Genomic DNA, 26,519 nt, shown 5'->3' with positions numbered 1-26,519 from the left:
GCGCATGACCATCCAACAGGCATATGAGGCCGCCGTCGCCGCAGGCAAACTGACGCCCGATCCGGCGCAAAGCGCAGCCTTGCCCGCGTTAGAGCGGATCAGGGCAGCGCTGGCCGTCCCGGTCAAAACCGGCTTTTTCCGCAAGAGGCCGCCGCCTGCAAAGGGGCTTTATCTTTGGGGCGGGGTCGGGCGGGGCAAATCCATGTTGATGGATATGCTGTTTGCCACGGTGGATGCGCCCAAGGAACGCTGGCATTTCCACGCTTTCATGCAATGGGTCCATGCCGAAATCGCGCTGGCGCGCAAGGACGGGGTGGATGACGCCATCGCCCCAGTGGCGGCTAAACTGGCAGGCCGGGTGCGGTTTCTGGCCTTTGATGAAATGCAGATCAGCGACATCACCGATGCGATGATCGTCGGGCGGCTTTTTACCGCGCTGATGGCGGCAGGGGTCGTGGTGGTGACGACATCGAACCGGCCACCCGATGATCTTTATCTCAACGGGCTGAACCGGCAGCTTTTCTTGCCTTTCATCGCGCTTCTCAAGGAGCGGATGGTCCTGCATGAACTGGCCAGCGCAACCGATTACCGGCAGGACCGTCTGGCCGGCAGCCCCAGCTATTTCACCCCGATTGATGCCGTGTCCCGTGCCGCGATCAACGCCATCTGGGATGATTTCAGCATGGGCCAGTCCGAGGCGCTGGTGCTGCATGTCAACGGACGGCAGGTCACGCTGCCGCGGTTTCACAACGGGGTCGCGCGGGCGACATTCTATGATCTGTGCGGTCGCCCGCTTGGCCCCGCGGATTACCTGACGCTGGCCGATGCCGTACGGGTGCTGATCCTCGAGGATATCCCCGCCCTGTCGCGCAGCAATTTCAACGAGGCGAAACGCTTTGTCACGCTGATCGACGCGCTTTACGAGGCGAAGGTGCGGTTGATCTGTTCGGCTGCCGCCAGCCCCGAGATGCTCTATCTCGAAGGTGAAGGCACGTTCGAATTCGCCCGCACCGCCAGCCGCTTGCGCGAAATGCAATCGGCGGGATGGGGGCAGGCGGCCGGATAGAAACTTTTGGGCCTCCGGCGGGGATATTTTTACTCGGAAGATGCAGAGCGACTTACCCCCATCTTCCGAGCCTAAATATCCCCGCCGGAGGCTTAAAAGTATCTTCGGCCTGTCCCCGCGCGGATCAGAACCGTTCGGCGCGCAGCACATGGGCATCGGTGACGCTGACGACGCCGATATGTTTCTTGACCACGGCAAAGATCGCATCCAGCAGCCCGTCCAGCCGTTTCGGCTTGATCAGGCAGACCACGCTGACCATGCCCGCGCGCCCGACCTGTCCGTCGCGCGACCATTGCCCTGACCGTCCCGACCCGCCCAGAACCGGCAGCACGGTATAGCCGGTGACCCCCGCGGCGGTCAGCGCCTCGGTCAGGCGGCGTTCCAGCGGGGCTTCGATCACGATTTCGACGCGTTTGGCGATATGGGTCTGCATGTCAGGCTCCGGTCACGGCTTGGGCGATGGCAAGATAGAGCGGGATGCCCAGCGTCAGGTTGAAGGGGAAGGTCACGCCCAGCGAGAGCGTCAGGTATATTGCCGGATTGGCCTCTGGCAAGGCGACGCGCATGGCGGCGGGCACGGCGATATAGCTGGCCGAGGCGCAAAGCACCATCATCAGCACGATCCCGCCCAGCGACAGCCCGATCAACGCGCCGACACCGAGGCCGAGCAGCGCGCTGACCAGCGGCATCGCGATGGCAAAACCGACAGCGCCCAGGCCCAGCACGCCGCGCGACTGGCGCAATCCACGCCCTGCGATCAGCCCCATATCCAGCAAGAACAGGCACAAGACACCTTTGAACGGGGCCTCGATGAAGGCGCTGATTTCGGCAAAGCCTTTTTCGCCGGTGATCGCGCCAATGAAAAACGCCCCGACCAGCAGCACGATCGAGCCGTTCAGCAGCAATTCGCGGATCAGCCCGGGCTCCATCCGGGCCTCGCCGCCCGAGCGCGCCACAAGCCAGAGCGCCGAGAGAATGGCGGGGGCTTCCATCACGGCGGCGACCGCAACCATATAGCCCTCGGACGAGATCATCCGCCCTTGCAGCACGGATGTTGCCGCAACGAAGGTCACGATGCTGATCGAGCCGTAATGCGCCGCGACAGCGGCCGCATCCACGGCCGACAGCCCCGTCAACACCCGCAGCAGACCAAAGGCCAGCAGCGGCAGCGTAAAAGACAGCACAAGCCCCGCCAGCAGGGCCAGCACCAGCGTCTGGTCGATGCCATGCGCGCTGACCGCGACCCCGCCCTTGAACCCGATCGCAAATAACAGATAGATCGACATGCCCTTGGCCACGGCCTCGGGGATGGTCAGGTCGGACCGCGCCAGAGCCGCCAAAAGCCCCAGCGCAAAGCTCAGGATAATCGGCGAGATCAGGTTTGCGCCGGCGAGGGACAGTATTTCGATCATATCAGGCTTTCACAATGGGACAAAGCAATCGTCGGTCGGGTCATAGGTTTCAAGCAGGCCTTCGCCGATATCTTTCCACAGCCCATGCAGGCTGATGCTGCCATCAAGCACGGCGCTGCGGATGAAGGGGAAGGTCATCAGATTTTGCAATGAAACCAGAATGGAGGCCTTTTCCAGCGCCTGTTTGCGGCTGGAATCATCGCCCGCCGGAAGCCCGTCATAGGCCGGGCGCATGATATCGAGCCAGCGGCCGACAAAGCTGGACTTTTCGTTCAGGTCGGGGGCATGTCCCGCGCACATGTTATAGCAGCCCTCGACGCCGCCGCAGCCCGAATGGCCCAGCACGATCAGATGCTGCACTTTCAACGTGCGCACACCGTATTCCACGGCGGCGGATGTGCCGTGATGCAGCCCGTCGGGTTCATATTGCGGGATCAGATTGGCGATATTGCGGTGAATGAACAATTCGCCAAGATCGGCGCCAAAGATTGATGTGACATGCAGCCGGCTGTCGCAGCAAGAGACGATCATGACCCGTGGCTGCTGACCCTTTGCGGCGAGTTCCCCGAAAACAAACCTGTTGGATTCGAAAACGGTCGCTTTCCAGCCGTGATAGCGCTCGACCAGATAGGCCGGAAGCGGGCGGACATAGTGCATGCATCAATCCTTGCAATCTTTGGAGGGAATACGTCGCATTTTTATGAATTTCGAGCGATTTTTACTTTTCCGTCAACCTTCTGGGAATGTCGGTATCGTAAGGCTGGGGTCATGGACAAGACAATGCATTTCCACATCGCCCATCCCCGCCCCGGCTGCGAGGTTGTTTTTCTGCGCCAGCTTGGCGGCGCGCAGCGCGATCCAAGCCGGTTGGCGCAGGTTTTTGCCGATCATCCCGGCCGCGCGGCAGAAGATATGTTATGCGATATCCTCGAAGGCATGGCCAATTGGCTGGACCAGTTGCAGCAGCGGCTGGCCGCGGCCGATCATGCGGCCATGGCCAAGCCCGCAGCCCGGATCGCACTGGTGGCGGGGCAGATCGGGCTGACCGATGTTGCCCTTGCTGCCAAACATGTCGCGGATGCGGCCGCTTTTGGCGACCGTCACGCGCTTGCCGCAATTCTGGGGCGGCTGGAACGCGCCTTTGACGTCACCGTGACAGAGCTGTGGGATTTCCGCGATCCGTGACAGCGGATGGCCCTTGCAGCCCGGATGGCGGCGGTTACTCTGTCAGGTGATATGACCTGACTGGATGACCCATGCGCCTGACTTTTGCTGCCGCTAATCCTGATGCGATCCCACTGCATGTTCTGCCATCGCAAGAGGCATCCGCATATATCGCCGCCTTGCCTGCGGCCGGGCAGGCCTGGGCCAGCCAGCATGGGTTTACCGGCGCGCTGGGGCAGGTCTTGGTCTTGCCCGATGCGCAGGGCGGTCTGGCCGAGGTGCTGGTCGGCTATGGCACGGCGCAGGCGCGCGCGCGCGGGCGGTTCCACATCGGGGCCGTGGCGCGGCAATTGCCCAAGGGCGTCTATCGCATCGCATCCGGCCTGTCGGGCCTTGATCTGGAAGAAGCCGCCCTTGGCTGGTTGCTGGCGGGCTATCAGTTCGACCGTTACCGCAAAGCCGCCACGCCGATCGCGGGGCTTGTTGCGCCTGACGGGATCGACGCGGCGCGCATCCAGATCATCGCTCAGGCCGAGGCGCTGACCCGCGACCTGATCAACACGCCCGCATCGGATATGGGGCCGCAAGAGCTGGAGGATGCCGCGCGCGTTCTGGCCCTGGCCCATGATGCCGCGATCACTGTCACGACAGGTGACGACCTGATCACGGATTTTCCGCTGATCCATGCGGTCGGGCGCGCCAGCACCCGCGCGCCGCGCCTGATCGACATGCGCTGGGGCGATGCCGGTCCGACCCTGACGCTGGTTGGCAAGGGCGTGTGTTTCGACACTGGTGGGCTGAATATCAAACCCGGTGCCTCCATGGGGTTGATGAAAAAGGATATGGGCGGTGCGGCGACGGTGCTGGGGCTGGCGCAGATGATCATGGCGCTGGGCGTCAAGCTGCGGCTGCGCGTGCTGATCCCCGCCGTTGAAAACAGCATCGCGGGCAATGCGTTTCGGCCGCAGGATATTCTATCCTCGCGCAAGGGGCTGACGGTCGAGATCAATAATACCGATGCCGAAGGCCGCCTGGTGCTGGCCGATGCGCTGGCGCTGGCGGATGAGGAAACGCCCGATCTGGTGATTTCCATGGCGACGCTGACCGGGGCTGCGCGGGTCGCGGTGGGGCCGGATCTGGCGCCGTTCTTTACCGACAGCGACGATCATGCCGCCGCCATCGCCACAGCCGCGCGGCAGGTGGCCGATCCGGTCTGGCGGATGCCGTTTCATGACCCCTATGAGGCGCTGATCGAACCGGGCATTGCCGATCTGGACAATGCGCCGGGTGGCGGCATGGCGGGTGCGATCACTGCGGCCTTGTTCCTGCGGCGGTTCGTGCAAAGCCCCTATGTCCATTTCGATATCTACGGCTGGCAGCCATCCGCGGCCCCGTCGCGCCCCAAGGGCGGCATCGGCATGGGCGCGCGGGCGGTGCTGGCGGCATTGCCGCAGCTTTTGCGCCTGTGACCGACCGCCGCCTGACACCGGCCAATGGGCGTGTCGCGGCCCTGCATCTGGCGGGGCAGGTCACGGCTGACCGCTATCTGGCAGGCCAGCCGATGATGCTGATCCGGCCGTTCAGCGACCTTTGCGCCGCACCTGCGGGCGCGCGGGACCGCCAATTGCTGCTGGGCGCGGTCGTGACGGTCTTCGAGGATCGGGGTGGCTGGTCCTTTGTGCAGGCGGTGGATGGCTATGTCGGCTATGTCGCCTCGGACAGGTTGGGGCCTGTGCAGCAGGTCACCCATAGTGTCGGCACAGCAGCCACCCATGCCTATCTGACCGAGGATATGAAATCGCCCGATGTCATGGCGCTGCCATTCGGGGCGCGGGTCAGCGTGCTGGATGAACGGGCAAAATTCTTTGAGACGACGGTCGGCTATGTCCCGAAAAAGCATTTGCGCCCACTGGACCGGCCGTTCACCGATCCGGCCACCGTGGCGCAGCTGCATTTCGGGGTGCCCTATCTTTGGGGGGGCAATTCCACGCGGGGCATTGATTGTTCAGGGCTGGTGGCGGCCGCCTTGGGGGCCTGCGCTGTCGCATGTCCTGCGGATAGCGATCTGCAATGCGCGGGACTTGGCGCCGATTTTGGCGGTGCGGCGCAGCGCGGTGACCTGATCTTTTGGCGCGGCCATGTTGCGATGATGGTGGATGCGGCAACCCTGATCCATGCCAATGCGCATCACATGGCCACCGCTTATGAACCGCTGGAGGCCGCAACCCTGCGCATCGCCGCACAGGGCGGCGGTCCGATCACTGCGCGCCGCCGGATCTAGTGCAGATAGGGCGTTGTATCGGGCCGCTGCACCAGCATCTGCCTGATCCGCAAGCCGAAATCGGTCGCCGCCGCCGTCAGCTGCGGGGCCAGATCGGCGCGCACCATCGGCAGTGCCAACCATAACGCGCCTTCGCGGTCGCCACTGGCCGCCTGCGCCACAAAGCGCGCAAAGCTGGTCTCGTCCGGATGCAGGCAGGCGCTTTGCAAGGCGTTATGGCGCAGCGGGTTGCGCGGGTGGCGGGTCAGCATGCTGAACATCGCCGCGAAAGCATCGGTCGCCATTGCCGCGCGCGGCGCGCCCAGACCATTGGCCAGATCGCTGCGCATGGCGCAACGTCCCACAGGCCCCGCGCACCACAGGCGCAGATAGATCACGACGCAGGCTTCCAGATCATCAAGCTGGGACAGGCGGGTGATCGCCTGGCTGCCAAGCGACGGGTCATGAATGGTCATTTCGTCAAGATCAGCTTGCCGGCACGGGTGATCCGCAAAGTGTAGGTCTGATCGTTCAGCACGATATGGGCCTGGTCCCCGCCTTCGGTCAAACGGGATGCCTCATGGGCCGGAAGCGCGCGGGTTGCCGGTGTCGCCGACTTGGGAAGAGAGTGAATTGTCATTTGCCACGGACCTTTCAAATATTTGATCGGGCTTGCTTGCACGGGGGGACAGGCTGGCTGGACACGGTCAGATCATCCTGCCGACGGGCCGGAATGTCAACCTGAGTTTTTTAGTCAGGTATAAATTATTTCGTGACCAGCCGGATCAGCTTGCGTTCCAGCACCTGCAGCACGGACCGCAGGTCATTGCCGCGTTTCAGCACCTGCCCATCCATGCCGACCACGGCATATTGCCCCTGGCGCAGCCGCAGGCGGGGATGTTTCTCGATCCGGTACAGCGGATTTTCCGCCGTGCGCCGGAAGATCGAAAAGACCGCCATGTCGCGCAGATTGGAAATGCCATAGTCGCGCCATTCGCCCGCCGCGACCATCCGTCCATAAAGCCCGAGAATCAGCGCCAGTTCGGTGCGGTGAAAAGCGACCTGTGCGGGCGCGTCGAACGGGGTAGGGGTCTGGATGGTCATTGGGAATGCTCGCGCCGACCGCCCCTGAAATCAAGCCCCTTTGACAGAAGGACCGCGCGCAGCCTTGGTTCCGCCGCAATAATACCGCCGGAATGCCCAGAGCGCAGCCAAATTGGAACACACAGCTTGGCAATAGTTAACACATAGCGAAATGCTACCTCGATGCTGCGGCCCAAAGCCCCCACCCAGTCCGTGGCATCGAGGACTTTCGCTATGCCCTAGCCGCAGGTGACATCCGTGATGATATCTTGATCGCTGATCTTGAAATTGATCCGGCCCGCGCGGTAATCCATCGTCACCATGGTTTGGGGGCGGATGATGCGCAATTCTTCCATGATCAGCACCCGTTCCAGCGCGCGGGCGGGCTGTCCGACAAGATAGCTGTAATCACCCGCGCCGCAGGTATCGGGCAGCGACGGGCCGCGGGGCGGGTCCTGCGTGCTGGCGCAGGCGGCAAGAAACAGCAAGGGGATCAGATGGCGCATGGCGTCAGTTTTCCTGCTATCACCGGCTTTGGCAAGTGGGTGGTTGAAATCCCGCCCGGTTTCGCAGATCAACAGTTTATCGCAGCACGGAGAGGTCGATATGCGCACAAGAGCAGCAGTGGCAATGGCGGCTGGCGCGCCTTTGCAGGTCATGGAAGTCAATCTCGAAGGCCCGCGCGCGGGCGAGGTTCTGGTCGAGATCAAGGCAACGGGCATTTGCCATACGGATGAATTCACCCGTTCGGGCGCCGACCCCGAGGGCCTGTTTCCCGCCATTCTTGGCCATGAAGGTGCAGGCGTCGTGATCGAGGTCGGCGAAGGGGTCACATCCTTGCAGCCCGGCGATCACGTCATCCCGCTTTACACGCCCGAATGCCGCGAATGCGAATATTGCCTGAACCCGAAAACCAACCTGTGCCAGTCGATTCGCACGACCCAGGGCCAAGGCCTCATGCCCGACGGCACCAGCCGGTTTTCGATGCTCGATGGCACGCCGATCCTGCATTACATGGGCTGTTCGACCTTTGCCAATCACACGGTCCTGCCGGAAATCGCGCTGGCCAAGGTGCGCAAGGATGCGCCATTCGACAAGATCTGTTACATCGGCTGCGGTGTCACCACTGGCATCGGTGCGGTCATCAACACCGCCAAGGTCGAAATCGGCAGCCGTGCCATCGTCTTTGGTTTGGGCGGGATCGGGCTGAACGTGCTTCAGGGTCTGCGTCTGGCGGGCGCTGACCAGATCGTCGGTGTCGACCTGAACGACAGCAAGGTCGAGATGGCCACCCGTTTCGGCATGACCGATTTCGTGAACCCGTCGAAAGTGACGGGCGATCTGGTCGCGCATCTGGTGGCGCTGACCAAGGGCGGGGCCGATTACACATTCGACGCCACCGGCAATGTCGGCGTGATGCGCACCGCATTGGAAGCCGCGCATAAAGGCTGGGGCGAAAGCATCATCATCGGCGTGGCACCTGCAGGGGCCGAAATCTCGACCCGGCCGTTTCAGCTGGTGACCGGGCGCAGCTGGCGTGGCACGGCCTTTGGCGGCGCGCGCGGGCGCACGGATGTGCCCAAGATCGTGGATTGGTATATGCAGGGCAAGATCGAGATCGACCCGATGATCACCCATAGGCTGAAGCTTGAGGACATCAACAAGGGCTTTGATCTGATGCATGCGGGCGAAAGCATCCGCGCGGTTGTCGAATTTTAAGCTGGACCACCGGCACAGAAAGGGCAGACATGGCCAAGGATCGTATGTTGCTGGCCGTGTTGATCGACGCGGATAATATCCCTGCCAAATACGCAGGCCCCATCCTGCGCGAGGTCACCACCTATGGCGAACCGGCCCTGCGCCGGGTTTACGGTGACTGGTCCAGCCCCGCCTTGGGCGGCTGGAAGAAAGAGGTCGTAGAGCTGGGCCTTGTCGCCAATCAGGAAACCGCCAATACCCGTGGCAAGAATGCCAGCGACATCGGCCTGGTCATCGATGCGATGGATATTCTGCACTCGGGCCGATTTGACGGCTTCGTGCTGGTCAGTTCCGACAGCGATTTCACAGCCCTGGCCAACCGGCTGCGCGAAAACGGTGTCGTCGTGATCGGGATCGGTGAAGGCAAGGCGCCCGTCAGCCTGCGCAATGTCTGCAACCGGTTCATCTTGATCGAAAACCTTGTGGATCAGGACAAGGATCAGCCGGTCGCCGCCAAAGGCGAGACGACAAAGCCCGCCCCTGCAAGCACGCCGACACGCAAACCGCCCTCGGCCGCGATCCCGATGGTGATCAAGGCGATGGATAGTATCGACGCCGAAGGGGAATGGTATTCGCTGGGCCAGCTGGGCCAATATATCACCCGCGCCGCCCCCGATTTCGACCCGCGCACCTATGGCAGCGCGAAACTATCCGATCTTCTGGTCAAATCGGGCCGGTTCGAGGTGCGCAAAGGCCAGGGCAACCACCTCGAGGCGCGCAGGCTGGATTAGGCTTTCACGCCGTAACGGGCCATGAACATCTCGACCGCGCCATTGATGACCCGGTCCCGTTCGGCGCGGGTAAAATTGTCGGACATGCTGAACACCATGCGCAGGAACAGATCCGCCTTGCATAATTCATGGAATTGGTCGGCGGCCAGAACGACATCATCGATCTGCAATTCGCCACGCTCCATCGCGATGTGCAAAAAGTCGACGACGCGCGCGCGCAGCAGCATCGGGGCAGATTCGTAGAATTCGCGTGCCAGCTCGGGGAAGCGGCTGCTTTCCGCGACGCAGATACGAAAGACCCGGGTGCCGAATTCAGAGGTGATGAAATCGACCATTTCGGTTGCGATATTGCGCAGCACGACTGCCGCGGGGGCGTTGAAATCAACGGTTTCGATAACGTGGCGGGCCTGACGGTGGCAGGCCATTTTCGCAACCTGCATGAATAGCAATTTCTTATCCGGGAAATAGCTGTAAAGCGTCGCCTTGGACACGCCCGCAGCGCGCGCGATATCATCCACTGACGCGCCTTCATATCCGTCGGACATGAACACCTGACGCGCACCTTCCAGAACCTGATCGAGTTTGCGGCCCTTTTTCGGCTCTGTTGCACCATCTGGCATCATGATCTCCCCATGGGTTCACTATAAACCGCGCGGTTCACTTTGGGCAAGGTGATTAGACGCGCCCCGGCCTATCCGATGGGCATGGCGCAGACCTCGACCAGCGGTTGTGCGATGCCGCAAGAGGCCGGGCGTTCCTCGATCGGCATCACCGGCGGGCGGGTCAGCGACGGCAGGCTGATGAACAATGACAGGGCAGGCGCTGCGAAGGCCGCACAAAACATGGATGCAAATACCAGGCGGGTCATGGGGGTCTCCTGTGCTGAGTGAGGGCATAACTAAACAGTCTAGTTCACTTGTGCAATAAGAAAATGAACTGACGGGTTCACTTTCCGCACTTGCCAGCGCGCCATGGCTGCCTAAGTTAGAATCATTCTAAAGGAGGATGCCCGATGATTCTCGGATTCGCCGACCGCCGCCGTTTCAACGACCTGTCGGAACAGGAAATTCTTGCCCTGGCGATTTCATCCGAAGAGGATGATGCCCGCATCTATCGTGCCTATGCCGAAAAACTGCGCCCGGCCTATCCCGCCTCTGCCGCCGTTTTCGATGGTATGGCGCTTGAAGAGGACGCGCATCGCCGCCGCCTGATCGACCTGCATGTCGCGCGGTTCGGTGATGTCATCCCGCTGATCCGGCGCGAACATGTGGCCGGGTTCTATGCACGTCGCCCGACATGGCTGGTTGAAAACCTGGGCCTTGCGCGGATCCGCGACGAGGCGGCGCGGATGGAACATGATGCGCAGCGTTTCTATGAAATCGCCGCCAGTCATGCGCGCGATGCCGCGACCCGCAAATTGCTGGGCGATCTGGCCGCAGCCGAGGCCGGGCATGCCGACAAGGCCGCGAATTTGGCGGCGACGCATCTGGATGGTGATGTCAAATCAACCGAGGAATCCGCCGCCTATCGCCAATTCGTGCTGACCTGGGTGCAGCCGGGTCTGGCGGGGTTGATGGATGGGTCGGTGTCCACACTGGCCCCGATTTTCGCGGTGGCTTTTGCAACGCAGGACACATGGACCACGTTTCTGGTCGGGCTGGCGGCCTCGGTGGGGGCGGGCATCTCGATGGGTTTCACCGAGGCTGCGTCGGATGACGGCAAGATTTCGGGCCGTGGTTCGCCCTATAAACGCGGGCTGGCGGCAGGGGTGATGACCACGATCGGCGGTCTGGGCCATGCGCTGCCCTATCTGATCACCGATTTCTGGACCGCCACGACCGTGGCACTGATCGTTGTGGTCGTCGAATTATGGGCGATTGCCTGGATACAGAACAAATATATGCAGACGCCATGGGGGCGGGCGGTGTTTCAGGTGGTTCTGGGCGGGGCCTTGGTCTTTGCCGCTGGGGCGCTGATCGGGTCGGGCTAGATATCGCGGACCATGGTTGTGACGGCATTGAACCCAAAGACATGCCGCCACAGCCCCATCTGATGGGTCTGCGTCTCGACAAAGCCGCGCTGCCGGTAAAGCGCGCGCGCCCGTGGGTTCGTGTCGATCACGTCTAGCCGGACCTGCCGGTAACCGCGCGTCTTGGCCTCGGCGGTGATTGCGTCCAGCAGGGCGCTGCCCACACCGCGCCCGCGATATGCCGGGGCGACAAAGATCCCGTCCATCAGGAAACGGTCATTATCGGTGTCGCGTTCCAGCGCCGCCAAAAGACCGCTGCGCAGCACGGCCCCGGCCCAGCCATAGACCCGCCGCAGATCGGTGAAACTGCCGCTGACCAGCGCGCCTTGCGGCGTTTTGAACCCCGCCACCCCCAACAGGCGGCCCTGCGCGTCATGCGCGCAAATGCCGTGATCGGCGCGCAGGACCTGGCCGATGAACAAAAGCGCGCGGTGTTTCGGCCCCATGACCAAACCCAGCTTTGCGCCAAAAGCTTCCCAATATAGCGCAGCGACGTCGGCCCGGTGCGTATCGGGGATGCCGATGGTGATATTCATCTGAAACTGCCAAAGGGCAGATAGGTGACCGGATCGCCGGGGGTGATCGTCATCGCCGCATCGGGCAGCATGACCAGCCCTTCGGCCCAGGCCAGCCCGCTGACCCGCCCCGATCCTTCCGAGGCGAAAACCTCGGCTTTGCCATCCCTGATCCGGGCGCGCAGATATTCGCGCCGCCCGGCCTTTTTGGTTTTGGCAAAGGCGGCGGGCAGGGTAAAACCTTGCGGTTCCGGCCAGTCGCCACCTGCCATCAGCGCCAATGCCGGATGCGCAAAGACCAGCGCGCAGACCATCGCCGCGACCGGATTGCCGGGCAGGCCCAGCACCGGCCTGCCGCCCCAGAGACCCATGGCAAGCGGTCGCCCCGGTTTCATCGCCACCCGCCACAAGGCCAGCGAGCCGGTGCCGGCCAGCAAGGCGGACATATGATCTTCGTCCCCGGCCGAGGCCCCGCCCGAGGTCAGGATCACATCGCAGGTCGCGGCTGCTTGATCCAGCATGCCACGCAGGATGCTGCGGTTATCAGGCGCGCGCCCCAGATCGACCGCCTGATGCCCCCATTGGTGCACCAGTGCGGCCAGCATCGGGCGGTTGGCGTCGAAAATCTGCCCTTGGGCAATCGTGCTGCCCGGGTCGCGCAATTCGTCACCGGTGGACAGGATGCCAACCCGCAAAGGCCGATAGACCAGCAGCTGGCCGATCCCTGCCGCGGCGCACATGCCCAGATCCGCAGGGGTCAGCCTGCGCCCCTGCCGCGCGATGATCTGGCCTGCGGCCATATCCTCGCCTGCGGCCCGCGCATTGGCCCCGCGTTTGAGCGGGCCTTGAAAGGTGATGGCCGTATCGGTTGCCTGCACGTCTTCTTGCATCACCACGGTATCGACGCCATCTGGCAAATCCGCGCCCGTCAGGATGCGGATCGCCTGTCCTGCGCGGATAGTGCCGTCATAAGGTTGCCCCGCGGCGGACCGCCCCTGGACCAGCGTCAGCCGTTGTGCGCCGGTGCCTGCCGGTCCGGCAAAGCCATAGCCATCAACCGCCGCATTGGGGCTGGGGGGATGGGCGCGCAAGGCTGTGACATCCTGTGCCAGATATTGTCCTGCTGCGGCAGCAAGGGGCTGGGGTTGCACCCCAGCAACGGGTGGCAAATGCTGACGCAGATGCGCCAAGGCCTGATCCACCGGGGTCCAATGCACGCCTTGGGGCAGCGCAAAGCAATCATTGCGCAAGACCGGCGCGCGGGCCGCCTGTTCCAGCAGCGCCACATGGCCCAGCCCCAGGATCGCGCCTTCGGCAGTGCCACCCGGCGCATCGAGCATGCGTGCCAGATCTTCGGGCGCCAGTGCCGAGATCGCCTGTGCCAGAACCCGGACCTGATGCGCATCCTTGATCGCCCCTGGCGGGCAGGTGGCGGCGATGGTCTTGGCAATCAGCGAGGGCCAGACCTCGACCAAGGCGATCGGCGGGGTCAGCGGCTCAAACGGCCAGACCGCCAGATCTGCACCAAAGCGCTGCCGCAGCCGCGCCAGAACTGGCAGCCCCATGATGACCTGACTGCCGACAGCCCCCGCACCAGACAGCTGCCAGACCGCAAAGGCCCCTTTCGCCTGCTGTTCGGCCGCGCGTTTTTCGGCGATCCCATGCCCATGCCGCGCCAGCCCCTTGCGGGGCAGGTCGGGAATGTCACGCGCCAGCCCATTGCCCCAGAACGGGCCGATCCCGGGGAAACGCGCGTTGATCTGCCCCGCCAGATCGAAACGGTTATTGGCCTTGGGGCTGTCCTGCACATGGGCGGCGAACCAGTCCCAGATCGCAAAAGGATCGTCCGATCCGGTCAGCACCCGGCCGAAGCCTGCCGGATAGCCAAAGGCGAAATCGAACCCGGCCAGCACGCGGCGTCCGGCGGCATGTTCATCGGTCAGAAACTGGATGATCCAGGCCTCGGCCAGCTGGCGGTTGCGGTGATAGACCGGGTCCTCTGCCTGGCCTGCGCGGGCCACACCCGTCCAGATCGCGTCTTTCTTGGGGCTGGCGCCGCGGTCGTTGCCACCTGACCAATCGACGATCAGCACGGTGTCCCACATTACAATCCGACCTCGGCGAGGATGAAATCGGCGATGGCGGCCGTGTCATCGAGATCAAAGACCGGCCGGTCCAATGTCAGGCCCGTGTCACTGGCCACCGCGCGCACGGTCGGATCGCCCGGCGCGATCAGCGGATTGCCCGTCACGGCGCGAAAGGCTTCGACCTTGGGATGGGCGTCGCGTTTATAGCCCTCGACCAGCACCAGATCGACCGGTGACAACAGCTGCAACAGATCGGCCAGCGGCGGTTCCGCCGCGCCGCGCAATTCGCTCATCAGCGCCCAGCGCGTGCCAGAGGCAAGCAGCACCTGCTGCGCCCCCGCCTGCCGGTGGCGATAGGAATCCTTGCCGGGGTGATCCACGTCGAACGTATGATGCGCGTGTTTGAGGGTCGACACGCTGATCCCGCGGCCTGTGATCTCTGTCACGAGCCGTTCCATCAGCCCGGTCTTGCCCGCGTTTTTATAGCCGACGATGCCATATATTTTCATAGCATTCCCTGCGCGCGGGCCAGATCATCCGGCGTGTTGACGTTGAAAAAGGCGATGTCATCGGGGAATTCCGCCGTGCCTGCGCCATGGTCATTGGTCCAAAGCACGACCTTGCGCAATCCGCCCAGCAACGCTGCGCGCAGATCCTCGCGCAGGGCGACCGGCCACAGACCAAAGGTCGGCTGTCGGCCCCCCGGGCTTGCCGCCAGCGCCAGCCCCTGATTGCCCCCCGCCAGTTGCAGGCGCGGTACCAGATCGCAGGGCAGAAACGGCGTGTCGGCGGCGGCGGTCACGATATGGCTGGCCCCTTGGTCCGCCGCCCAGTCCAGCCCCGCCAGCACCCCCGACAAAGGCCCTGCGAAATCCGCGATACTGTCTGCGATCACCGGCAGGCCGACCGCGGCAAAGCGCGCGGGATCGCCGTTGGCATTGAGCGCCAGCCCCGCCACCTGCGGCGCCAACCGGTCAATCACATGCCCCAGGATCGTGCTGTCGCCCAAGGGCAACAGCCCTTTGTCGCCGCCCCCCATCCGCGTCGCAAGCCCGCCCGCGAGGATCACCCCAAGCGGCGCGTTCACGCAGACACCTGTGGATGCCGGTGATTTGGGAGCCTCCGGCGGGAGTATTTTGGAAAAAAGAAGCTGCGGGATTCATGTGGCGGCCTTTCGCCCGGCGCGCGCCGGTTCGTCCGGGATCGCGGCCGGATCGGCATCGCGGATCAGGCGGTCTTCACCGGCGAGGCAGACAAACCGCTGCCCTTTCATCCGCCCGATCAGGGTCAGCCCGATTTCGCGTGCGATTTCCACGCCCCAAGCGGTGAAACCCGACCGCGAGGCCAGCGCGGGTATCCCCATCAGGGCCGTCTTGATCACCATTTCCGAGGTCAGCCGCCCTGTCGTGTAAAGCAATTTGTCACCGGCCTCGACCTTGTGGTGGTGCATCCAGCCGGCGATCTTGTCCACCGCATTATGGCGCCCCACATCTTCCATATAGACCAGCGGGCGCGCGCCCTGGCACAGCACCGTGCCATGGATCGCCCCTGCCGAAAGATAGAGCGAGGGGGTCCGGTTGATCGTTGCCGCCAGCGCGTAAAGATCGGAGGTCCGCAGCGGCATGTCGGGCAGGGTGACGCCTGCCAGCCCTTCCATCATATCGCCAAAGACCGTGCCAACCGCGCAGCCGCTGGTGCGGGTTTTCTTGCGCAGCTTGTCCTCGAAGGTGGTTTTTGACGCCGTGCGCACGACCACGGTTTCCAGCTCTTCGTCATAATCGATGCCGGTCACGGTATCATCGGCGCGCAGCATGCCCTGGTTGCGCAGGAACCCCAGCGCCAGATAGCGCGGATAATCCCCGATTGTCATGGCGGTGACGATTTCCTGGCCGTTGAGATAGATCGTCAGGGGCCGTTCCTCGATCACGCGCAGGTCGATGGGCGCGCCGGTCTGGTCGGTGCCGGTGACCGCCCGCGTCAGCCGGTCTGCTGCCGGATCGGGGGCGATCAGATAGGAGGAAAGATCATCAAGTCGTGCCAATTGTCATTTCCATTTCACGGGTTTAAGCCTGCCTTACCGCAGCCAAGCTAGGCCATAGCCATGACAAGTTCCACCGTCAAATCCCCTGCGCCATCCGCCTATTGGGCGGGGCTGCGCGATGGCAGTCCTTTCGTGCTGATGGCCGTGCCTTTCGCGACTTTGTTCGGCGTGGTGGCGACTGATGCGGGGCTAACGGTCGGCCAGGCGATGGGGTTCACGGTTCTGGTCATCGCGGGGGCTGCGCAATTTGCCGCCGTGCAGATGATGATGGAGGATGCGGGCATCGCCTTTGTCCTGCTGGCCGCATTGGCGGTCAATCTGCGCATGGCGATGTATTCGGCATCCTTGGTGCCCTATCTGGGGGCCGCCCCTTTGTGGCAACGTGCGCTGGTGGCCTATCTGAATTTCGACCAGACCTATATCACCTCTGTCGCCCGCTATGAGGCGCGCCCCGACATGCGCATGCAGGACCGTGTCTTGTATTTCCTGGGGGTGGCCACACCGATCACGCCTTTGTGGTTCATCATGACCTTGGTCGGGATCATGGTTGGATCCGCCATTCCCGAGGCCTGGGCGCTGGATTTCATCGTGCCGATCATGTTCCTGGCCATGGTGTCGCCGATGCTGAAATCGCTGGCCCATGTGGCGGCGGCGGCTGTGTCGGTCAGCGTCGCGCTGGCGCTGGTCGGGCTGCCTTCGGGCACCGGGTTGCTGGTGGCGGCGGCGGCGGCGATGGTGACGGGCGCGCTGGTCGAGACCTGGATGGAAAGGCGCAAGCCATGACCTATACCACTTTCGAGATCTGGCTGATCATCGCGATCCTTGGGATCGGGACCTTTCTGATCCGGTTTTCGTTTCTGGGGTTGATCGGTGATCGGCCGATGCCGCCTGTCGTGCTGAAACTGCTGCGTTTCACGCCGGTTGCGGTTTTGCCGGGGATGGTGGCGCCGCTTGTGCTCTGGCCTGCTGCGACGCAGGGCACGCCCGATCCTGCGCGGATGGTCGCGGCTGTCGTGACGGTGGCCGTGGGCGTCAAGACCCGCAGCGCGATCTGGGGGATCGCTGCGGGGATCGGGACGCTTTATCTGGCGCTGTGGTTATTCGCTATTCGCTAAGGACGGCGTTGATCCGGGCGGCGGCGATCCCCTTGTCGTCGGGGTCGTCCTCGCGGTAGGTGCGGGTTTCCACGCCGGGCAAGTAGGCGAAATCATCTGACAGCCGGTTGGGGGACCATGTCTGCCGGATCCCAGCGAAGCCCGGCAATTGGCGCAAAAGCCGCGAGGTGGCGCGCGCGCAATGCGCCTGTGGCACTGCCCCATTCGCCAGCGCCAGTTGCAGTGCCTGTTCGGCAATTTCAGGCGCGACCGGTACGGTTTGTCCGACGACATGATAGGTCACACGGGCGTGGTAGCTGACGTAGAACCGTTCCAGTTCTGGTGTCACGCCGAACAGCACATCATTGCGTTCCGGCATCCGGTTCTGCACGAAAGACCCCGCCGGATCGAACAGCACCCGCTGGCTTGCATTGATCAGCAGCGCGGAATGGGCCCCGTTGCCAGAGCCGTTGTTTTTCATCGTATAGAGCGTCAGAGAGCTGTTGTCGGGGTCACGAAAAATGGCGCGCGCGACGATGTCATCGGGCGCCCAGACCTCTTGGGCAGCGCAGCCCGACAAGGCCAGCGGCGCGCCGATCAGGAAGAACCGTCGCTGCACCTGTGATCAGGCGTTCACAAGCGCAAGCAGGATCAGCAGCGCGATGCAGATTACCGCCCCTTTCACCGACAGGCTGACGAAACCGTTAAAGGTTTTTTCCTGTTCGGTGATGTCCATCTTTCCGGGCTCATAGTCGTGGTCGGCCATCGTCGGCTCCTGATTTGCTGATTTGCTCTCGCTTACCCGATTTGTTGCAGGCTGTCACGCGGTCAGGTGGTCACGATTTGTCATGCGCTAGAGCGGGACCGCCGTGGTTTCCTTGATTTCCTCCATGACGAAACTGGCCGAAATATCCGAGACCGAGATCCGCGCCGTCAGCCGTTTGTAAAACGCGTCATAGGCCGGCACATCGGCCACGCGCACGCGCAAAACGTAATCGAGATCACCCGTCATCCTATAGGCGCCGACCACCTCGGGCAGGCTGCGCAGGGCTTTCTGGAATTTATCCATCCATTGCGCGTCATGGGCATTGGTGCGGATCAGCACCATCGCCATCAGCGGCACGCCGACCTTGGCCGGATCAACCAAGGCGACGCGCGCCCGGATCACCCCCGCCTGTTCCAGCGCCTTGATTCGCCGCCAGCAGGCATTGCGCGACAGATGCACGGCGGCGCTGATGTCATCGACGGACAGGCTGGCGTCGGTTTGCAGCACTTGCAGGATACGGCGGTCGGTTTCGTCGATAATAGCGGGCATATGTGGGATGATATCTCATAAATAGCCCGTATTACAATGTATTTTGGGACCGGATTTGCGGCGTTCAGGGCTAGCCTGTCACAAATGCCATGCACAGAGGTTTCCATGTCAGACACATCCCAAGACTCTACCCGCAGCACGCTTGTCGCCAGCCTGTTTCTGGACCATCCGGCCAGCGTGAATGAAACCTATCTTGGGCATATGCGCTTTGCCTTGGGGTTTGCATTCTGGCTGGGCGTGGCGGCCTTGGCGGCACTGGTCCATGCCTTCATCCCCGCGCTATGCGAAACGACGGCCAGCCGTATTCTCAAGCGGTTGCATGCCCGGATCATGGACCGCCACTGATGTGTCGCATTGCCGCCTATACCGGACCGGCCATTCCGTTGGAAAACATCATCGTGCGGCCGCGCCATTCGCTGCTGACCCAAAGCCAGCATGCGAACGAGGCCAAGCTGGCCGTCAATGGCGACGGTTTCGGGATCAGCTGGTATGGTCAGGACGAAAGACCCGGTCTCTACCGTGACGTGCTGCCCGCTTGGGCGGATGACAATCTGACCAACCTGTGCCGCATGGTGCGGTCGCATTTGTTCATCGCGCATATCCGCGCCTCGACCGTGGGGGAAACCAGCCGCGCGAATTGCCATCCTTTCGCGCTGGGCCGCTGGTCATTTTGTCACAACGGCCAGATCCCGCATTTCGGCCGGATCAAGCGGCGGATGATGGCTGCCCTGCCTGATGCCTTGTTCGATGCGCGGCGTGGCACCACCGATAGCGAGATGATCTTTCTGACGATGCAGGCGCATGGGCTGGACACGGACCCTGCCGCCGCCATCGCCGCCACGCTGCGCGATATCGGACCCGAGGATGCCAGCGGTCCGGTCAAGCTGACCTGTGTCTTTTCGGATGGGCAGGGGCTGTTTGCCTTCCGTCATGCCTCTAGCGGGGACAGCCCGACACTGTACCTTTCGGGCGTGCTGGATAACGGCGGGCGCGCTGTCGCGTCAGAACCTTTATGCGGGATGACCGACCGCTGGACCGCGCTGCCCTGCAACATGCTGTGCCGGATCACGGCAGAGGGTGTGCAGACCGAAGAAATCGGACCGAGCCGCGCCGCAGCGCTTCAGGCGGCTGAATAGGCAAAAGCACCGTCGTCGCGCAATTGCCGCGTGGCGCGGCCGGTTTGGTGCAGATGGTTCAGATGGGCCACCGCCTCGACCAGCGCCAACCCGTATTCGGCAGGGCCGATCTGGCGCTTGAACAGCGGCAGAAAACACTCGCCCGCCGCGCGCGGCTGGTCCAGATGCGCGACCAGCCGGTCCAGCGCGCCATGGTGGTTGTCGATCATCTGCCTCAGCCGCAGGGGCAGGCCGGTAAAGGGCAATTTATGCCCGCCAAGCACCAGATGATCGGGGCGCGCCAGCGGCTGGAACCTTTCGCAGGACGCGATCCAATCACTCACCGGGTCGGCATCAGGTTCCGTCGGATAGACCCCCAGATTGGCGCTGATCGAGGGCAGCAATTGGTCGCCGCCCAGCACGACCGCATCGTCACGCGACCAGAAAGTCGCATGTTCAGGCGCATGGCCGTCACCCATGCGGATATCCCATTTGCGCCCGCCCATGCGGATCGTGTCGCCATCGCGCAACCGCTGATACCCCAGCGGCAGGGGGGCGACGCAATCGGCGAAATTGAACGGGCGTTCGGCCTTGCGCCGGGCCAGTTCATCCGCCGCCATGCCTGCGCGTTCATAAAAGGCGATGGTGTCCGGCGTGGGCCGGTCCTGCGCATCCAGCACCAGCATTCGCGCCATCAGCCAGCCGGTGCGCGGCATATGTAGCGCGGCCCCCTGTGCCACGAACCAGCCCGCCAGCCCCACATGATCGGGGTGGTGATGCGTGACGATCACGCGGGTGACGGGCTTGCCTGCCAAAGGGCCATCCAGCAGCGCTTGCCAGATCGCCTTGGATTTTGTGCTGGCAAAGCCGGTATCCACGATCGTCCAGCCATCGCCATCATTCAGCGCATAGACATTGACGTGATCCAGCGCCATCGGCAGCGGCAGCCGCATCCACAAGATCCCATCGGCCACTGTGATCGCCTCGCCTGCAGCAGGCGGATCGGCAAAAGGATAACGGATGCCCATGACGCCGTCAGGCATCAGGCGGCGGCCAGATCGGCAGGTGTGATCGCGGCAAGATCGGCCGCCCCTTCGCGCACATGTGCCAAAAGGGATATATGTTCGGGCAGCAGCCGCTTGATATAGAAGGTCGCCAGCCGCAAATGGCCTGCATCGCCCGCCACGGCGCTGGCCAGATGCACATGCCCGCCCAGCACCCGCGCAAAGGCGCGCAGGTAAGGCACGGCACCGGCGAAACGGTCGTTCAGATCGGGCTGGCTGACCAGCCATTCGGTCGCCTCGCGCAGGGTTTCGGCGGCTTCCCAGACGGCATGGGCCAGATCGGGATGGGTCGCCTTGGCGGCCTCTGCGCCGCGCACCACATCATCCAGCAGTCGGAACGCGGCATCGCCGCCATCCATCAGCTTGCGCGCGACAAGATCCATCGCCTGAATGCCATTGGTGCCTTCGTAGATCGTGCTGACGCGCACATCGCGGACGAATTGCGCCGCCCCCGTTTCCTCGATAAAGCCCATGCCTCCATGGATTTGCACGCCGGTATTGCTGGCCTCGACGCCGATATCGGTGCCAAAAGCCTTGGTGATCGGCGTCAGAAAGGCCGCGCGCGCCTGCCATGCGGGATCATCTGTCGCCGTCGCCATATCGATGGCCACGGCATTCATCAGCGCGATGGCGCGGGCGGCATAGATATCGGCGCGCATCGTGGTCAGCATCCGGCGCACATCGGCATGTTCGATAATGGCACCTGTGCCTTGCGCGCGGCCTTGCTTGCGGTCCTGCGCATAGGCCAGCGCGTGCTGCAGCGCGCGTTCGGCGGTGCCGATTCCCTGCGTGCCGACACCCAGACGGGCGTTGTTCATCATGGTGAACATCGCGGCCATGCCGCCATGTTCCGGCCCCACCAGCCAGCCGGTCGCGCCGGAATATTCCATCACGGCGGTCGGTGATCCATGCAGGCCCATCTTATGTTCCAGACTGACCACGCGCAGGTCGTTCTTCTGTCCCGGATTGCCATCTGCATCAGGGATCAGTTTTGGCACCATGAAGAGGCTGATCCCCTTGGTGCCGGGCTTGCCGTCGGGCAGGCGGGCCAGCACAAGATGGCAGACATTGGCGGTGAAATCATTATCGGCCCAAGAGATATAGATTTTCTGCCCCGTGATCGCATAGCTGCCGTCGCCATTGGGTTCGGCCTTGGTGCGCAGCGCGCCTACATCCGATCCCGCCTGCGGTTCGGTCAGGTTCATCGTGCCGCACCATTCGCCCGAAATCAGTTTCGGCAGATAGGTGGCCTTGATCGCGTCCGAGGCGTGGTGTTCCAGCGCTTCGATCTGGCCTTGGGTCATCAGCGGGTTCAGTTGCAGCGCAAGGCAAGCGCCCGAGAGCATCTCGTTCACGGTGGTGGTCAGCGTCATCGGCAGGCCAAGACCGCCGTTTTGCGCCTGCGCGGACATGCCGATCCAGCCACCGGTCGCGATGGCGCGATACCCTTCTGCAAACCCCGGCGGGGTGCGCACGACACCGTTTTCCAGATGCGCGGGATGTTTGTCGCCGATCTGGTTCAGCGGCGCGAGCATGTCTTCGCACATCTTGCCGGCCTCGGTCAGGATCGCATTGGTCATGTCGGGCGTGGCCTCGGCGAAACGGTCGGTGGCGGCCACCTCGGCAAAGCCCACGACATGATCCAGCAGGAACCGGAAATCACGGATCGGGGCGTGATAGGGCATGGGGACATCTCCGACTGAATGGTCCGACTGAATGGTCTGCTTGGCAAGGCCGGGTGCTGCGGCTATGCAGTGACGACAATGGCAAAGTTATCGATCTGATGTCACCCTTCAACTTAAACGCTACGTCATGAGCGCGCGGGACGCCGTCCTTTTGCGCCCCGATGCGGCCGGTCTGGTGCAGGCGGCAGAGATCCTGACGCAGGGCGGGCTGGTGTCGTTTCCGACCGAAACGGTTTACGGTCTGGGCGCCGATGCGCGCAATGACAAGGCTGTCGCCGCGATCTTTGCGGCCAAGGGGCGGCCTGCGTTCAACCCGCTGATCGTGCATCTGGGTGATGTCGCCGCCGCCCATGCGATCTGCGATTTCAACGATGATGCGCGCCGTCTGGCCGCGGCCTTCTGGCCCGGTGCCTTGACGCTGGTGCTGCCGTTGCGCGCGCAGGCGGGGATATCGCGGCTGGTCACGGCGGGGCTGGACAGTATCGCGCTGCGGGTGCCGGATCACCCGGTCGCGCAGGGCTTGCTGGCCGCTTTCGATGGGCCGGTGGCGGCACCTTCGGCGAATCCGTCAGGCCGGATCAGCCCGACGACAGCGGCCCATGTGCGCGAAGGGCTGGGCGACCGGATCGATGCGCTGGTTGATGGCGGGGCTTGCGCCGTGGGTCTGGAATCAACGATTGTGGCCTGCCTTGGCGCGCCCACATTGCTGCGCGCGGGCGGCATCCCGGCCGAGGCGATTGCCGCCTGTCTGGGGCGGCCGCTGATCACGGCGGAAAACCCTGACGCACCGGTCTCGCCCGGTCAGTTGTTGTCGCATTACGCGCCGCTGGGGCAAGTCCGGCTGAACGCGACCGCGCGGCAAGACGGCGAGGTGATGCTGGGTTTTGGTCGCGTCGAGGCTGATCTGAACCTGTCGCCGTCGGGTGATCTGACCGAGGCCGCAGCGCGTCTGTTCGATTGTCTGCACCAGCTGGATGCGATGGGCGCGACAAGGATCGCTGTCACCCCGATCCCCGATCACGGGCTGGGCCGCGCGATCAACGACCGGCTGCAACGGGCCGCAGCGCCCAGGTAAGGTGGGCTTAAGCCCACCCTACGGGTGATGCCGGATAAATGGCGTCACGCTGGGTCTGTCGGCGCGCAACCGGCCCTTGGCGTCAAAACCGTCATCGGCGTTGAAGGTGATTTCCGGCAGATCGTCAAAACCCGCGATCAGCCCGGCCTGTCCCGCCAGCGCATTGCCCAACCTTTCTGCAAGGGCCGTCGCACGCGCGCCGCGATGATAGCCATGCACGCCATGCACACAGACCGGCTGCAATATTGTCAGCCCGAGATAGCGCAACGTATAGGCCAGCGGCCAAAGCAGCAGGTTCACATCGCCTTCCTTGCCGTTATGCGCGCTTTCATCGGCGCTGGATCCGGTGGTCACGCAAAGCAGCGCCTTTTTGCCCCGCAACATACCGGTGTCGAAACGTTCCGCCGTGCTATGCAGCGCGCCATGCGCCAGCGCGCGGTCGCACCAGCCCTTGAGCATGGCAGGCGGCGCAAACCACCACATCGGAAAGTGAAAGATGATCCGGTCCGCGCGGCGCAGCTTGTCCAGCTCTGCCGCGACATCGGCAGGCAAGACCGTTTCGGCCGCATGGCCCTGCGCCTTGAGCGCGTCGAAAGGCAGATCAGCCGGATGATCGTAATGCGCGGCGCGTTCGGCCGGATCAAAGCCCAAGGCATAAAGATCGGACCAGATCACATCATGGCCGAGGGCGGCACTGGCATCCGCGCTGGCCTGCGCCCATTGCGCGTTGAAAGAGCGGGGTTCGGGATGGGCTAGAACGATCAGCGTGCTGGGCATCCGCCTTAGCCTGCGTGCTGGCGTTCGATATAGCCGCGCAATTCCTCGGCCTCGCGGCGGGCCTCGCGCAGGCCGTCCATGGCGGCGCGCAATTCAGCCTCGGTCTGGGACAGCTGATTGGTCATCTCGGCCTCGCGCTGTTGCAGATAGGTGATTGCCTGGTCGCGGGTTTCCTCGGCCTCGTGCAGGGCCTGGGCCATCTTGTCCAACTCGCCGATTTCCGATGTGGTCACGCGGGTAAAGCGGTTGACCAGCCAGCTGGCGAACCAGCCCAGCGCGAAGGCCACGAACAAGATGACGGCCGTTGCGATGATGAATTCGGTTCTGTTCAAGGTGTCGCCTCTGCCGCATCGTCCCCTGTTCCGTCTTGCGGGGTTTCGGCGTCGGTTTCAACCTCTTCAGGCAGAGTTTCATCGGTCACGGCGTCTTCTTCGGGCGGGATCAGGCTGAATTCGATCCGGCGGTTGGCCTCGCGGCCTTCTTCGGTGCCGTTATCGGCGATCGGATTGGCCATGCCATAGCCCACGGCCTCGAAGGTGGATACCGGCACGCGGCGCGCGCGCAGGGCGGTCAACACGGCATCGGCGCGGTCTTGCGACAGGCGCAGGTTCATTTCCTCGCGGCCTTGGCTGTCGGTATAGCCCGCGACCCGGATCGGCAGGTCACCGCAGAGCCGCAGCACCTCGGCGATGTCGTCGATCACGGGCTGGGCCGCGGCGGTAATACTGGCAGAGCCGGGGTCAAAGGTGATCTTGCGCCCTTCGGTCATCATGATGATCTGGGCGATGCATTGCGCGGGTGTGGGCAAGGCCGCAACAGGGTCCAGCGCCTCGACATAGGTGACGTCGAGGTTGAAATCGGCGGCCTGCCCCAGCTTGTCGATCATCAGCCGTGAAATCTCGGCTGCGGCGGTTTCATTGCCGGTATTGCCGCGCAGGCTGATCGTCTGGGGTTCCACGATGACAATGCCATTGGACAGCTCTGACAGCGCCTCGATCCCGGCCAGAACGCGGACCGACCACCCTGCGGGCAGGCCGTCGACGACGCGGGTGCGCATGGTGATGTTGCGCTGGCCGAATTTCGCGGTGGCAAAATTCTGCGCGACCATATTGGTCAGATCATCCGGCATCCGCCCGCGCAGCTGCACATGGCCTTCGGGGCTGAGCGTGGCAGTGAATTGCGGAGGGCCTTCGGCGTCGTCATCCGGCAATGCAGGCAATTCGGCGCTGAGCGCAAAGACATCGGGCAGGCTGTTTTCAAGCTGGCCTACCGCATCGTCAAAACGTGCCTGTGCGGTGCCGGGCAGGGCCACCAAGATCACATCGGTATCGGTCAGCGTCACCGTGCCGCCGCCGAGGTTCTGCACGGCATTGATGGCCAGCGCCACGGCCTGCCCCCAATCCTGCGACGGGGCACCAAGGGCCAGCATGCAATTCACCTGGCCGACCAGCCCGGCACTGGTGGCCGCGTTCAGGATCAGTTCGCGGGCTTCGACGGTATCGACGGCGCAGGCATCGAACCTTGCGCTATCGGCGTCCAGAATGAACCGCGCCGTGAAAGGCGAGATCACGGGGCGCGGTGCGTTGATTTCCAGCGCCAGCCGCACGCCATCGGGTCGGCTGCGGGCAAGGGCGGCTTCGAGCCTGCGCTTTTCGATCAGATTATCGGCGATCCCGCTGATCGTGACCCGCTCGGCCGTGACCGAGATCTTGGAGCGCGGCAGCATTTCCAGCGCGACGATCGCGAAATCAACGGCGGCGCGCCATGTCGGCGGCATCGGGTAATCGCCGGTTTCCAGCAGATCCGCCACGCTTTGCCCGTTTGCGATCCTTGTGATGCGGCGCGCCAAAGCATCCCTGTTGCTGCTGGCCGGGATCAGGCCGATCAGCGACACGCCACTGTCATTGCGCAGGATCTCGATCTTGAATTCGGGCGGGGCGAAATCGGCGGCATCCGCAACCGACAGGTTGTCGATCACGCGGCTGGCATCGACGACCCCGCCTGCCGCCGAGATGGCGCGAAAGCGCAGCGCCTCGGTCGGGGCGGTGCCTTCGAGGATCACCTGCAACCCGTCGCCCAGGACATCGGCCCAATCATAGCTGTTCTCGGCGAGCGTCTGGCGCACGGCATCGACGGACCGGTCTTCGACCGAGGCGACTGTCAGTTGCGCCGCAGCGACCGATCCCGCCGCCGCGATACTGAAGGCGATGATCCGTATGAAAATGGCAGAAAGGCGCATTCAATTCCG

At 63.4% G+C, this 26,519-nt stretch carries 34 protein-coding genes; 12 read left to right on the top strand and 22 right to left on the bottom strand.

Going from position 1 to position 26,519, the window contains the following annotated elements:
• Positions 1-4: 4 nt before the first annotated feature.
• Complete coding sequence (gene zapE, locus LOKVESSMR4R_RS14405) at positions 5-1,066, top strand: cell division protein ZapE (protein WP_087209757.1); 1,062 nt, start codon at positions 5-7, stop codon at positions 1,064-1,066.
• A gap of 124 nt (positions 1,067-1,190) precedes the next feature.
• On the opposite strand, the gene LOKVESSMR4R_RS14400 is transcribed toward zapE, so the two are convergent.
• The 3 genes from LOKVESSMR4R_RS14400 to LOKVESSMR4R_RS14390 are packed head-to-tail and all read right to left on the bottom strand — an operon-like array spanning position 1,191 to position 3,135.
• Positions 1,191-1,499, bottom strand: coding sequence for a P-II family nitrogen regulator (locus tag LOKVESSMR4R_RS14400; RefSeq protein ID WP_087209753.1), 309 nt, complete (start codon positions 1,497-1,499; stop codon positions 1,191-1,193).
• A gap of 1 nt (position 1,500) precedes the next feature.
• Positions 1,501-2,478 (bottom strand): sodium-dependent bicarbonate transport family permease, encoded by a 978-nt coding sequence (locus tag LOKVESSMR4R_RS14395; RefSeq protein ID WP_087209750.1) that lies wholly within the window; start codon positions 2,476-2,478, stop codon positions 1,501-1,503.
• 9 nt (positions 2,479-2,487) lie between these two features.
• Entirely contained in the window at positions 2,488-3,135 is a 648-nt protein-coding gene (locus LOKVESSMR4R_RS14390; protein WP_087209747.1) for a carbonic anhydrase, read from the bottom strand.
• Positions 3,136-3,246: 111 nt separating this feature from the next.
• Between LOKVESSMR4R_RS14390 and LOKVESSMR4R_RS14385 the strand changes: the two genes are divergently transcribed.
• The 3 genes from LOKVESSMR4R_RS14385 to LOKVESSMR4R_RS14375 all read left to right on the top strand — a co-directional run bounded on the left by LOKVESSMR4R_RS14385 (position 3,247) and on the right by LOKVESSMR4R_RS14375 (position 5,923).
• Positions 3,247-3,663, top strand: a complete 417-nt coding sequence (locus LOKVESSMR4R_RS14385; protein WP_087209743.1) for a hypothetical protein — start codon at positions 3,247-3,249, stop codon at positions 3,661-3,663.
• Between the two features lie 71 nt (positions 3,664-3,734).
• Positions 3,735-5,111 (top strand): leucyl aminopeptidase family protein, encoded by a 1,377-nt coding sequence (locus tag LOKVESSMR4R_RS14380; protein ID WP_087209740.1) that lies wholly within the window; start codon positions 3,735-3,737, stop codon positions 5,109-5,111.
• Positions 5,108-5,923, top strand: coding sequence for a C40 family peptidase (locus LOKVESSMR4R_RS14375; RefSeq protein ID WP_087209738.1), 816 nt, complete (start codon positions 5,108-5,110; stop codon positions 5,921-5,923). Before LOKVESSMR4R_RS14380 ends, LOKVESSMR4R_RS14375 begins: the two co-directional genes overlap by 4 nt.
• Here the strand turns inward: LOKVESSMR4R_RS14375 and LOKVESSMR4R_RS14370 are convergent.
• From LOKVESSMR4R_RS14370 to LOKVESSMR4R_RS14355, 4 genes are all read right to left on the bottom strand, one after another.
• A complete protein-coding gene (locus tag LOKVESSMR4R_RS14370; RefSeq protein ID WP_087209735.1) occupies positions 5,920-6,378 on the bottom strand; it encodes a hypothetical protein in 459 nt (152 codons plus the stop codon). The genes LOKVESSMR4R_RS14375 and LOKVESSMR4R_RS14370 overlap by 4 nt on opposite strands.
• Positions 6,375-6,542, bottom strand: a complete 168-nt coding sequence (hemP, locus tag LOKVESSMR4R_RS14365) for a hemin uptake protein HemP (RefSeq protein ID WP_087209732.1) — start codon at positions 6,540-6,542, stop codon at positions 6,375-6,377. The genes LOKVESSMR4R_RS14370 and hemP overlap by 4 nt, the downstream gene beginning before the upstream one ends.
• Before the next feature lie 125 nt (positions 6,543-6,667).
• A complete protein-coding gene (locus LOKVESSMR4R_RS14360) occupies positions 6,668-7,006 on the bottom strand; it encodes a DUF2794 domain-containing protein (protein ID WP_087209729.1) in 339 nt (112 codons plus the stop codon).
• 218 nt (positions 7,007-7,224) lie between these two features.
• Positions 7,225-7,491 (bottom strand): I78 family peptidase inhibitor, encoded by a 267-nt coding sequence (locus LOKVESSMR4R_RS14355; RefSeq protein WP_162290734.1) that lies wholly within the window; start codon positions 7,489-7,491, stop codon positions 7,225-7,227.
• 100 nt (positions 7,492-7,591) lie between these two features.
• Between LOKVESSMR4R_RS14355 and LOKVESSMR4R_RS14350 the strand changes: the two genes are divergently transcribed.
• A complete protein-coding gene (locus tag LOKVESSMR4R_RS14350; protein ID WP_087209723.1) occupies positions 7,592-8,704 on the top strand; it encodes an S-(hydroxymethyl)glutathione dehydrogenase/class III alcohol dehydrogenase in 1,113 nt (370 codons plus the stop codon).
• 29 nt (positions 8,705-8,733) lie between these two features.
• Positions 8,734-9,474 (top strand): NYN domain-containing protein, encoded by a 741-nt coding sequence (locus LOKVESSMR4R_RS14345; protein ID WP_087209720.1) that lies wholly within the window; start codon positions 8,734-8,736, stop codon positions 9,472-9,474.
• Here LOKVESSMR4R_RS14345 and LOKVESSMR4R_RS14340 read toward each other — a convergent pair.
• Together LOKVESSMR4R_RS14340 and LOKVESSMR4R_RS20245 are read right to left on the bottom strand one after the other, a co-directional pair.
• Positions 9,471-10,094, bottom strand: a complete 624-nt coding sequence (locus tag LOKVESSMR4R_RS14340) for a TetR/AcrR family transcriptional regulator (RefSeq protein WP_087213312.1) — start codon at positions 10,092-10,094, stop codon at positions 9,471-9,473. The genes LOKVESSMR4R_RS14345 and LOKVESSMR4R_RS14340 overlap by 4 nt on opposite strands.
• 71 nt (positions 10,095-10,165) lie before the next feature.
• Entirely contained in the window at positions 10,166-10,342 is a 177-nt protein-coding gene (locus LOKVESSMR4R_RS20245; RefSeq protein ID WP_157898231.1) for a hypothetical protein, read from the bottom strand.
• 144 nt (positions 10,343-10,486) lie between these two features.
• Here LOKVESSMR4R_RS20245 and mbfA point away from each other — a divergent pair, with 144 nt between their 5' ends.
• Positions 10,487-11,464, top strand: coding sequence for an iron exporter MbfA (gene mbfA / locus LOKVESSMR4R_RS14335; RefSeq protein ID WP_087209718.1), 978 nt, complete (start codon positions 10,487-10,489; stop codon positions 11,462-11,464).
• Here mbfA and LOKVESSMR4R_RS14330 read toward each other — a convergent pair.
• The 5 genes from LOKVESSMR4R_RS14330 to LOKVESSMR4R_RS14310 form a co-directional block, all read right to left on the bottom strand.
• On the bottom strand, positions 11,461-12,039 hold the full coding sequence (locus tag LOKVESSMR4R_RS14330) for a GNAT family N-acetyltransferase (protein WP_087209715.1): 579 nt from the start codon (positions 12,037-12,039) through the stop codon (positions 11,461-11,463). The two genes, mbfA and LOKVESSMR4R_RS14330, sit on opposite strands and share 4 nt — an antisense overlap.
• Positions 12,036-14,123, bottom strand: a complete 2,088-nt coding sequence (gene glp / locus LOKVESSMR4R_RS14325) for a gephyrin-like molybdotransferase Glp (protein WP_087209713.1) — start codon at positions 14,121-14,123, stop codon at positions 12,036-12,038. The genes LOKVESSMR4R_RS14330 and glp overlap by 4 nt, the downstream gene beginning before the upstream one ends.
• Entirely contained in the window at positions 14,123-14,614 is a 492-nt protein-coding gene (gene mobB / locus LOKVESSMR4R_RS14320) for a molybdopterin-guanine dinucleotide biosynthesis protein B (RefSeq protein ID WP_087209710.1), read from the bottom strand. Before mobB ends, glp begins: the two co-directional genes overlap by 1 nt.
• Positions 14,611-15,192: a molybdenum cofactor guanylyltransferase MobA gene (gene mobA, locus LOKVESSMR4R_RS14315; RefSeq protein WP_087209707.1), complete on the bottom strand. Its 582-nt coding sequence runs from the start codon at positions 15,190-15,192 to the stop codon at positions 14,611-14,613. The genes mobB and mobA overlap by 4 nt, the downstream gene beginning before the upstream one ends.
• Before the next feature lie 72 nt (positions 15,193-15,264).
• Positions 15,265-16,146: a formate dehydrogenase accessory sulfurtransferase FdhD gene (locus tag LOKVESSMR4R_RS14310; protein WP_087209701.1), complete on the bottom strand. Its 882-nt coding sequence runs from the start codon at positions 16,144-16,146 to the stop codon at positions 15,265-15,267.
• Between the two features lie 60 nt (positions 16,147-16,206).
• Between LOKVESSMR4R_RS14310 and LOKVESSMR4R_RS14305 the strand changes: the two genes are divergently transcribed.
• Both LOKVESSMR4R_RS14305 and LOKVESSMR4R_RS14300 read left to right on the top strand, forming a co-directional pair.
• Positions 16,207-16,929: an AzlC family ABC transporter permease gene (locus LOKVESSMR4R_RS14305; protein WP_087209698.1), complete on the top strand. Its 723-nt coding sequence runs from the start codon at positions 16,207-16,209 to the stop codon at positions 16,927-16,929.
• On the top strand, positions 16,926-17,261 hold the full coding sequence (locus LOKVESSMR4R_RS14300; RefSeq protein ID WP_087209694.1) for an AzlD domain-containing protein: 336 nt from the start codon (positions 16,926-16,928) through the stop codon (positions 17,259-17,261). Before LOKVESSMR4R_RS14305 ends, LOKVESSMR4R_RS14300 begins: the two co-directional genes overlap by 4 nt.
• Here LOKVESSMR4R_RS14300 and LOKVESSMR4R_RS14295 read toward each other — a convergent pair.
• The 3 genes from LOKVESSMR4R_RS14295 to LOKVESSMR4R_RS14285 form a co-directional block, all read right to left on the bottom strand.
• Entirely contained in the window at positions 17,251-17,859 is a 609-nt protein-coding gene (locus LOKVESSMR4R_RS14295; protein WP_087209693.1) for a hypothetical protein, read from the bottom strand. The genes LOKVESSMR4R_RS14300 and LOKVESSMR4R_RS14295 overlap by 11 nt on opposite strands.
• A 6-nt stretch (positions 17,860-17,865) precedes the next feature.
• The gene (locus tag LOKVESSMR4R_RS14290; protein WP_087209689.1) at positions 17,866-18,006 is read right to left on the bottom strand and encodes an aa3-type cytochrome c oxidase subunit IV; all 141 of its coding nucleotides are present in this window, start codon (positions 18,004-18,006) and stop codon (positions 17,866-17,868) included.
• Between the two features lie 87 nt (positions 18,007-18,093).
• Positions 18,094-18,555, bottom strand: a complete 462-nt coding sequence (locus LOKVESSMR4R_RS14285) for an Lrp/AsnC family transcriptional regulator (protein WP_087209686.1) — start codon at positions 18,553-18,555, stop codon at positions 18,094-18,096.
• 105 nt (positions 18,556-18,660) lie between these two features.
• Here LOKVESSMR4R_RS14285 and LOKVESSMR4R_RS14280 point away from each other — a divergent pair, with 105 nt between their 5' ends.
• Both LOKVESSMR4R_RS14280 and LOKVESSMR4R_RS14275 read left to right on the top strand, forming a co-directional pair.
• Positions 18,661-18,900 (top strand): DUF6356 family protein, encoded by a 240-nt coding sequence (locus tag LOKVESSMR4R_RS14280; protein ID WP_087209683.1) that lies wholly within the window; start codon positions 18,661-18,663, stop codon positions 18,898-18,900.
• On the top strand, positions 18,900-19,691 hold the full coding sequence (locus tag LOKVESSMR4R_RS14275; protein ID WP_087209680.1) for a class II glutamine amidotransferase: 792 nt from the start codon (positions 18,900-18,902) through the stop codon (positions 19,689-19,691). Before LOKVESSMR4R_RS14280 ends, LOKVESSMR4R_RS14275 begins: the two co-directional genes overlap by 1 nt.
• Here LOKVESSMR4R_RS14275 and LOKVESSMR4R_RS14270 read toward each other — a convergent pair.
• Both LOKVESSMR4R_RS14270 and LOKVESSMR4R_RS14265 read right to left on the bottom strand, forming a co-directional pair.
• Positions 19,676-20,713, bottom strand: a complete 1,038-nt coding sequence (locus LOKVESSMR4R_RS14270) for an MBL fold metallo-hydrolase (RefSeq protein ID WP_087209677.1) — start codon at positions 20,711-20,713, stop codon at positions 19,676-19,678. The two genes, LOKVESSMR4R_RS14275 and LOKVESSMR4R_RS14270, sit on opposite strands and share 16 nt — an antisense overlap.
• Positions 20,713-22,419: an acyl-CoA dehydrogenase gene (locus tag LOKVESSMR4R_RS14265; RefSeq protein WP_087209674.1), complete on the bottom strand. Its 1,707-nt coding sequence runs from the start codon at positions 22,417-22,419 to the stop codon at positions 20,713-20,715. Before LOKVESSMR4R_RS14265 ends, LOKVESSMR4R_RS14270 begins: the two co-directional genes overlap by 1 nt.
• Before the next feature lie 127 nt (positions 22,420-22,546).
• On the opposite strand from LOKVESSMR4R_RS14265, the gene LOKVESSMR4R_RS14260 reads away from it, so the two are divergent.
• The gene (locus LOKVESSMR4R_RS14260) at positions 22,547-23,494 is read left to right on the top strand and encodes an L-threonylcarbamoyladenylate synthase (protein ID WP_087209671.1); all 948 of its coding nucleotides are present in this window, start codon (positions 22,547-22,549) and stop codon (positions 23,492-23,494) included.
• A gap of 18 nt (positions 23,495-23,512) precedes the next feature.
• On the opposite strand, the gene LOKVESSMR4R_RS14255 is transcribed toward LOKVESSMR4R_RS14260, so the two are convergent.
• Genes LOKVESSMR4R_RS14255 through LOKVESSMR4R_RS14245 form a run of 3 tightly spaced genes read right to left on the bottom strand, consistent with a single transcriptional unit; the run spans position 23,513 to position 26,510 of the window.
• Positions 23,513-24,271 (bottom strand): NAD(P)H-dependent oxidoreductase, encoded by a 759-nt coding sequence (locus LOKVESSMR4R_RS14255; protein ID WP_087209668.1) that lies wholly within the window; start codon positions 24,269-24,271, stop codon positions 23,513-23,515.
• 5 nt (positions 24,272-24,276) lie between these two features.
• Positions 24,277-24,603, bottom strand: coding sequence for a hypothetical protein (locus tag LOKVESSMR4R_RS14250; protein ID WP_087209665.1), 327 nt, complete (start codon positions 24,601-24,603; stop codon positions 24,277-24,279).
• Entirely contained in the window at positions 24,600-26,510 is a 1,911-nt protein-coding gene (locus tag LOKVESSMR4R_RS14245; protein WP_087209662.1) for an OmpA family protein, read from the bottom strand. The genes LOKVESSMR4R_RS14250 and LOKVESSMR4R_RS14245 overlap by 4 nt, the downstream gene beginning before the upstream one ends.
• Between the last annotated feature and the right edge of the window lie 9 nt (positions 26,511-26,519).

Origin of the sequence: Yoonia vestfoldensis, from assembly GCF_002158905.1 — a bacterium.
Classification (GTDB): Bacteria; Pseudomonadota; Alphaproteobacteria; order Rhodobacterales; family Rhodobacteraceae; genus Yoonia; species Yoonia vestfoldensis_B.
Note: the sequence above shows the minus strand (reverse complement) of the source record. Positions and strands in the feature narration are given on the sequence as shown.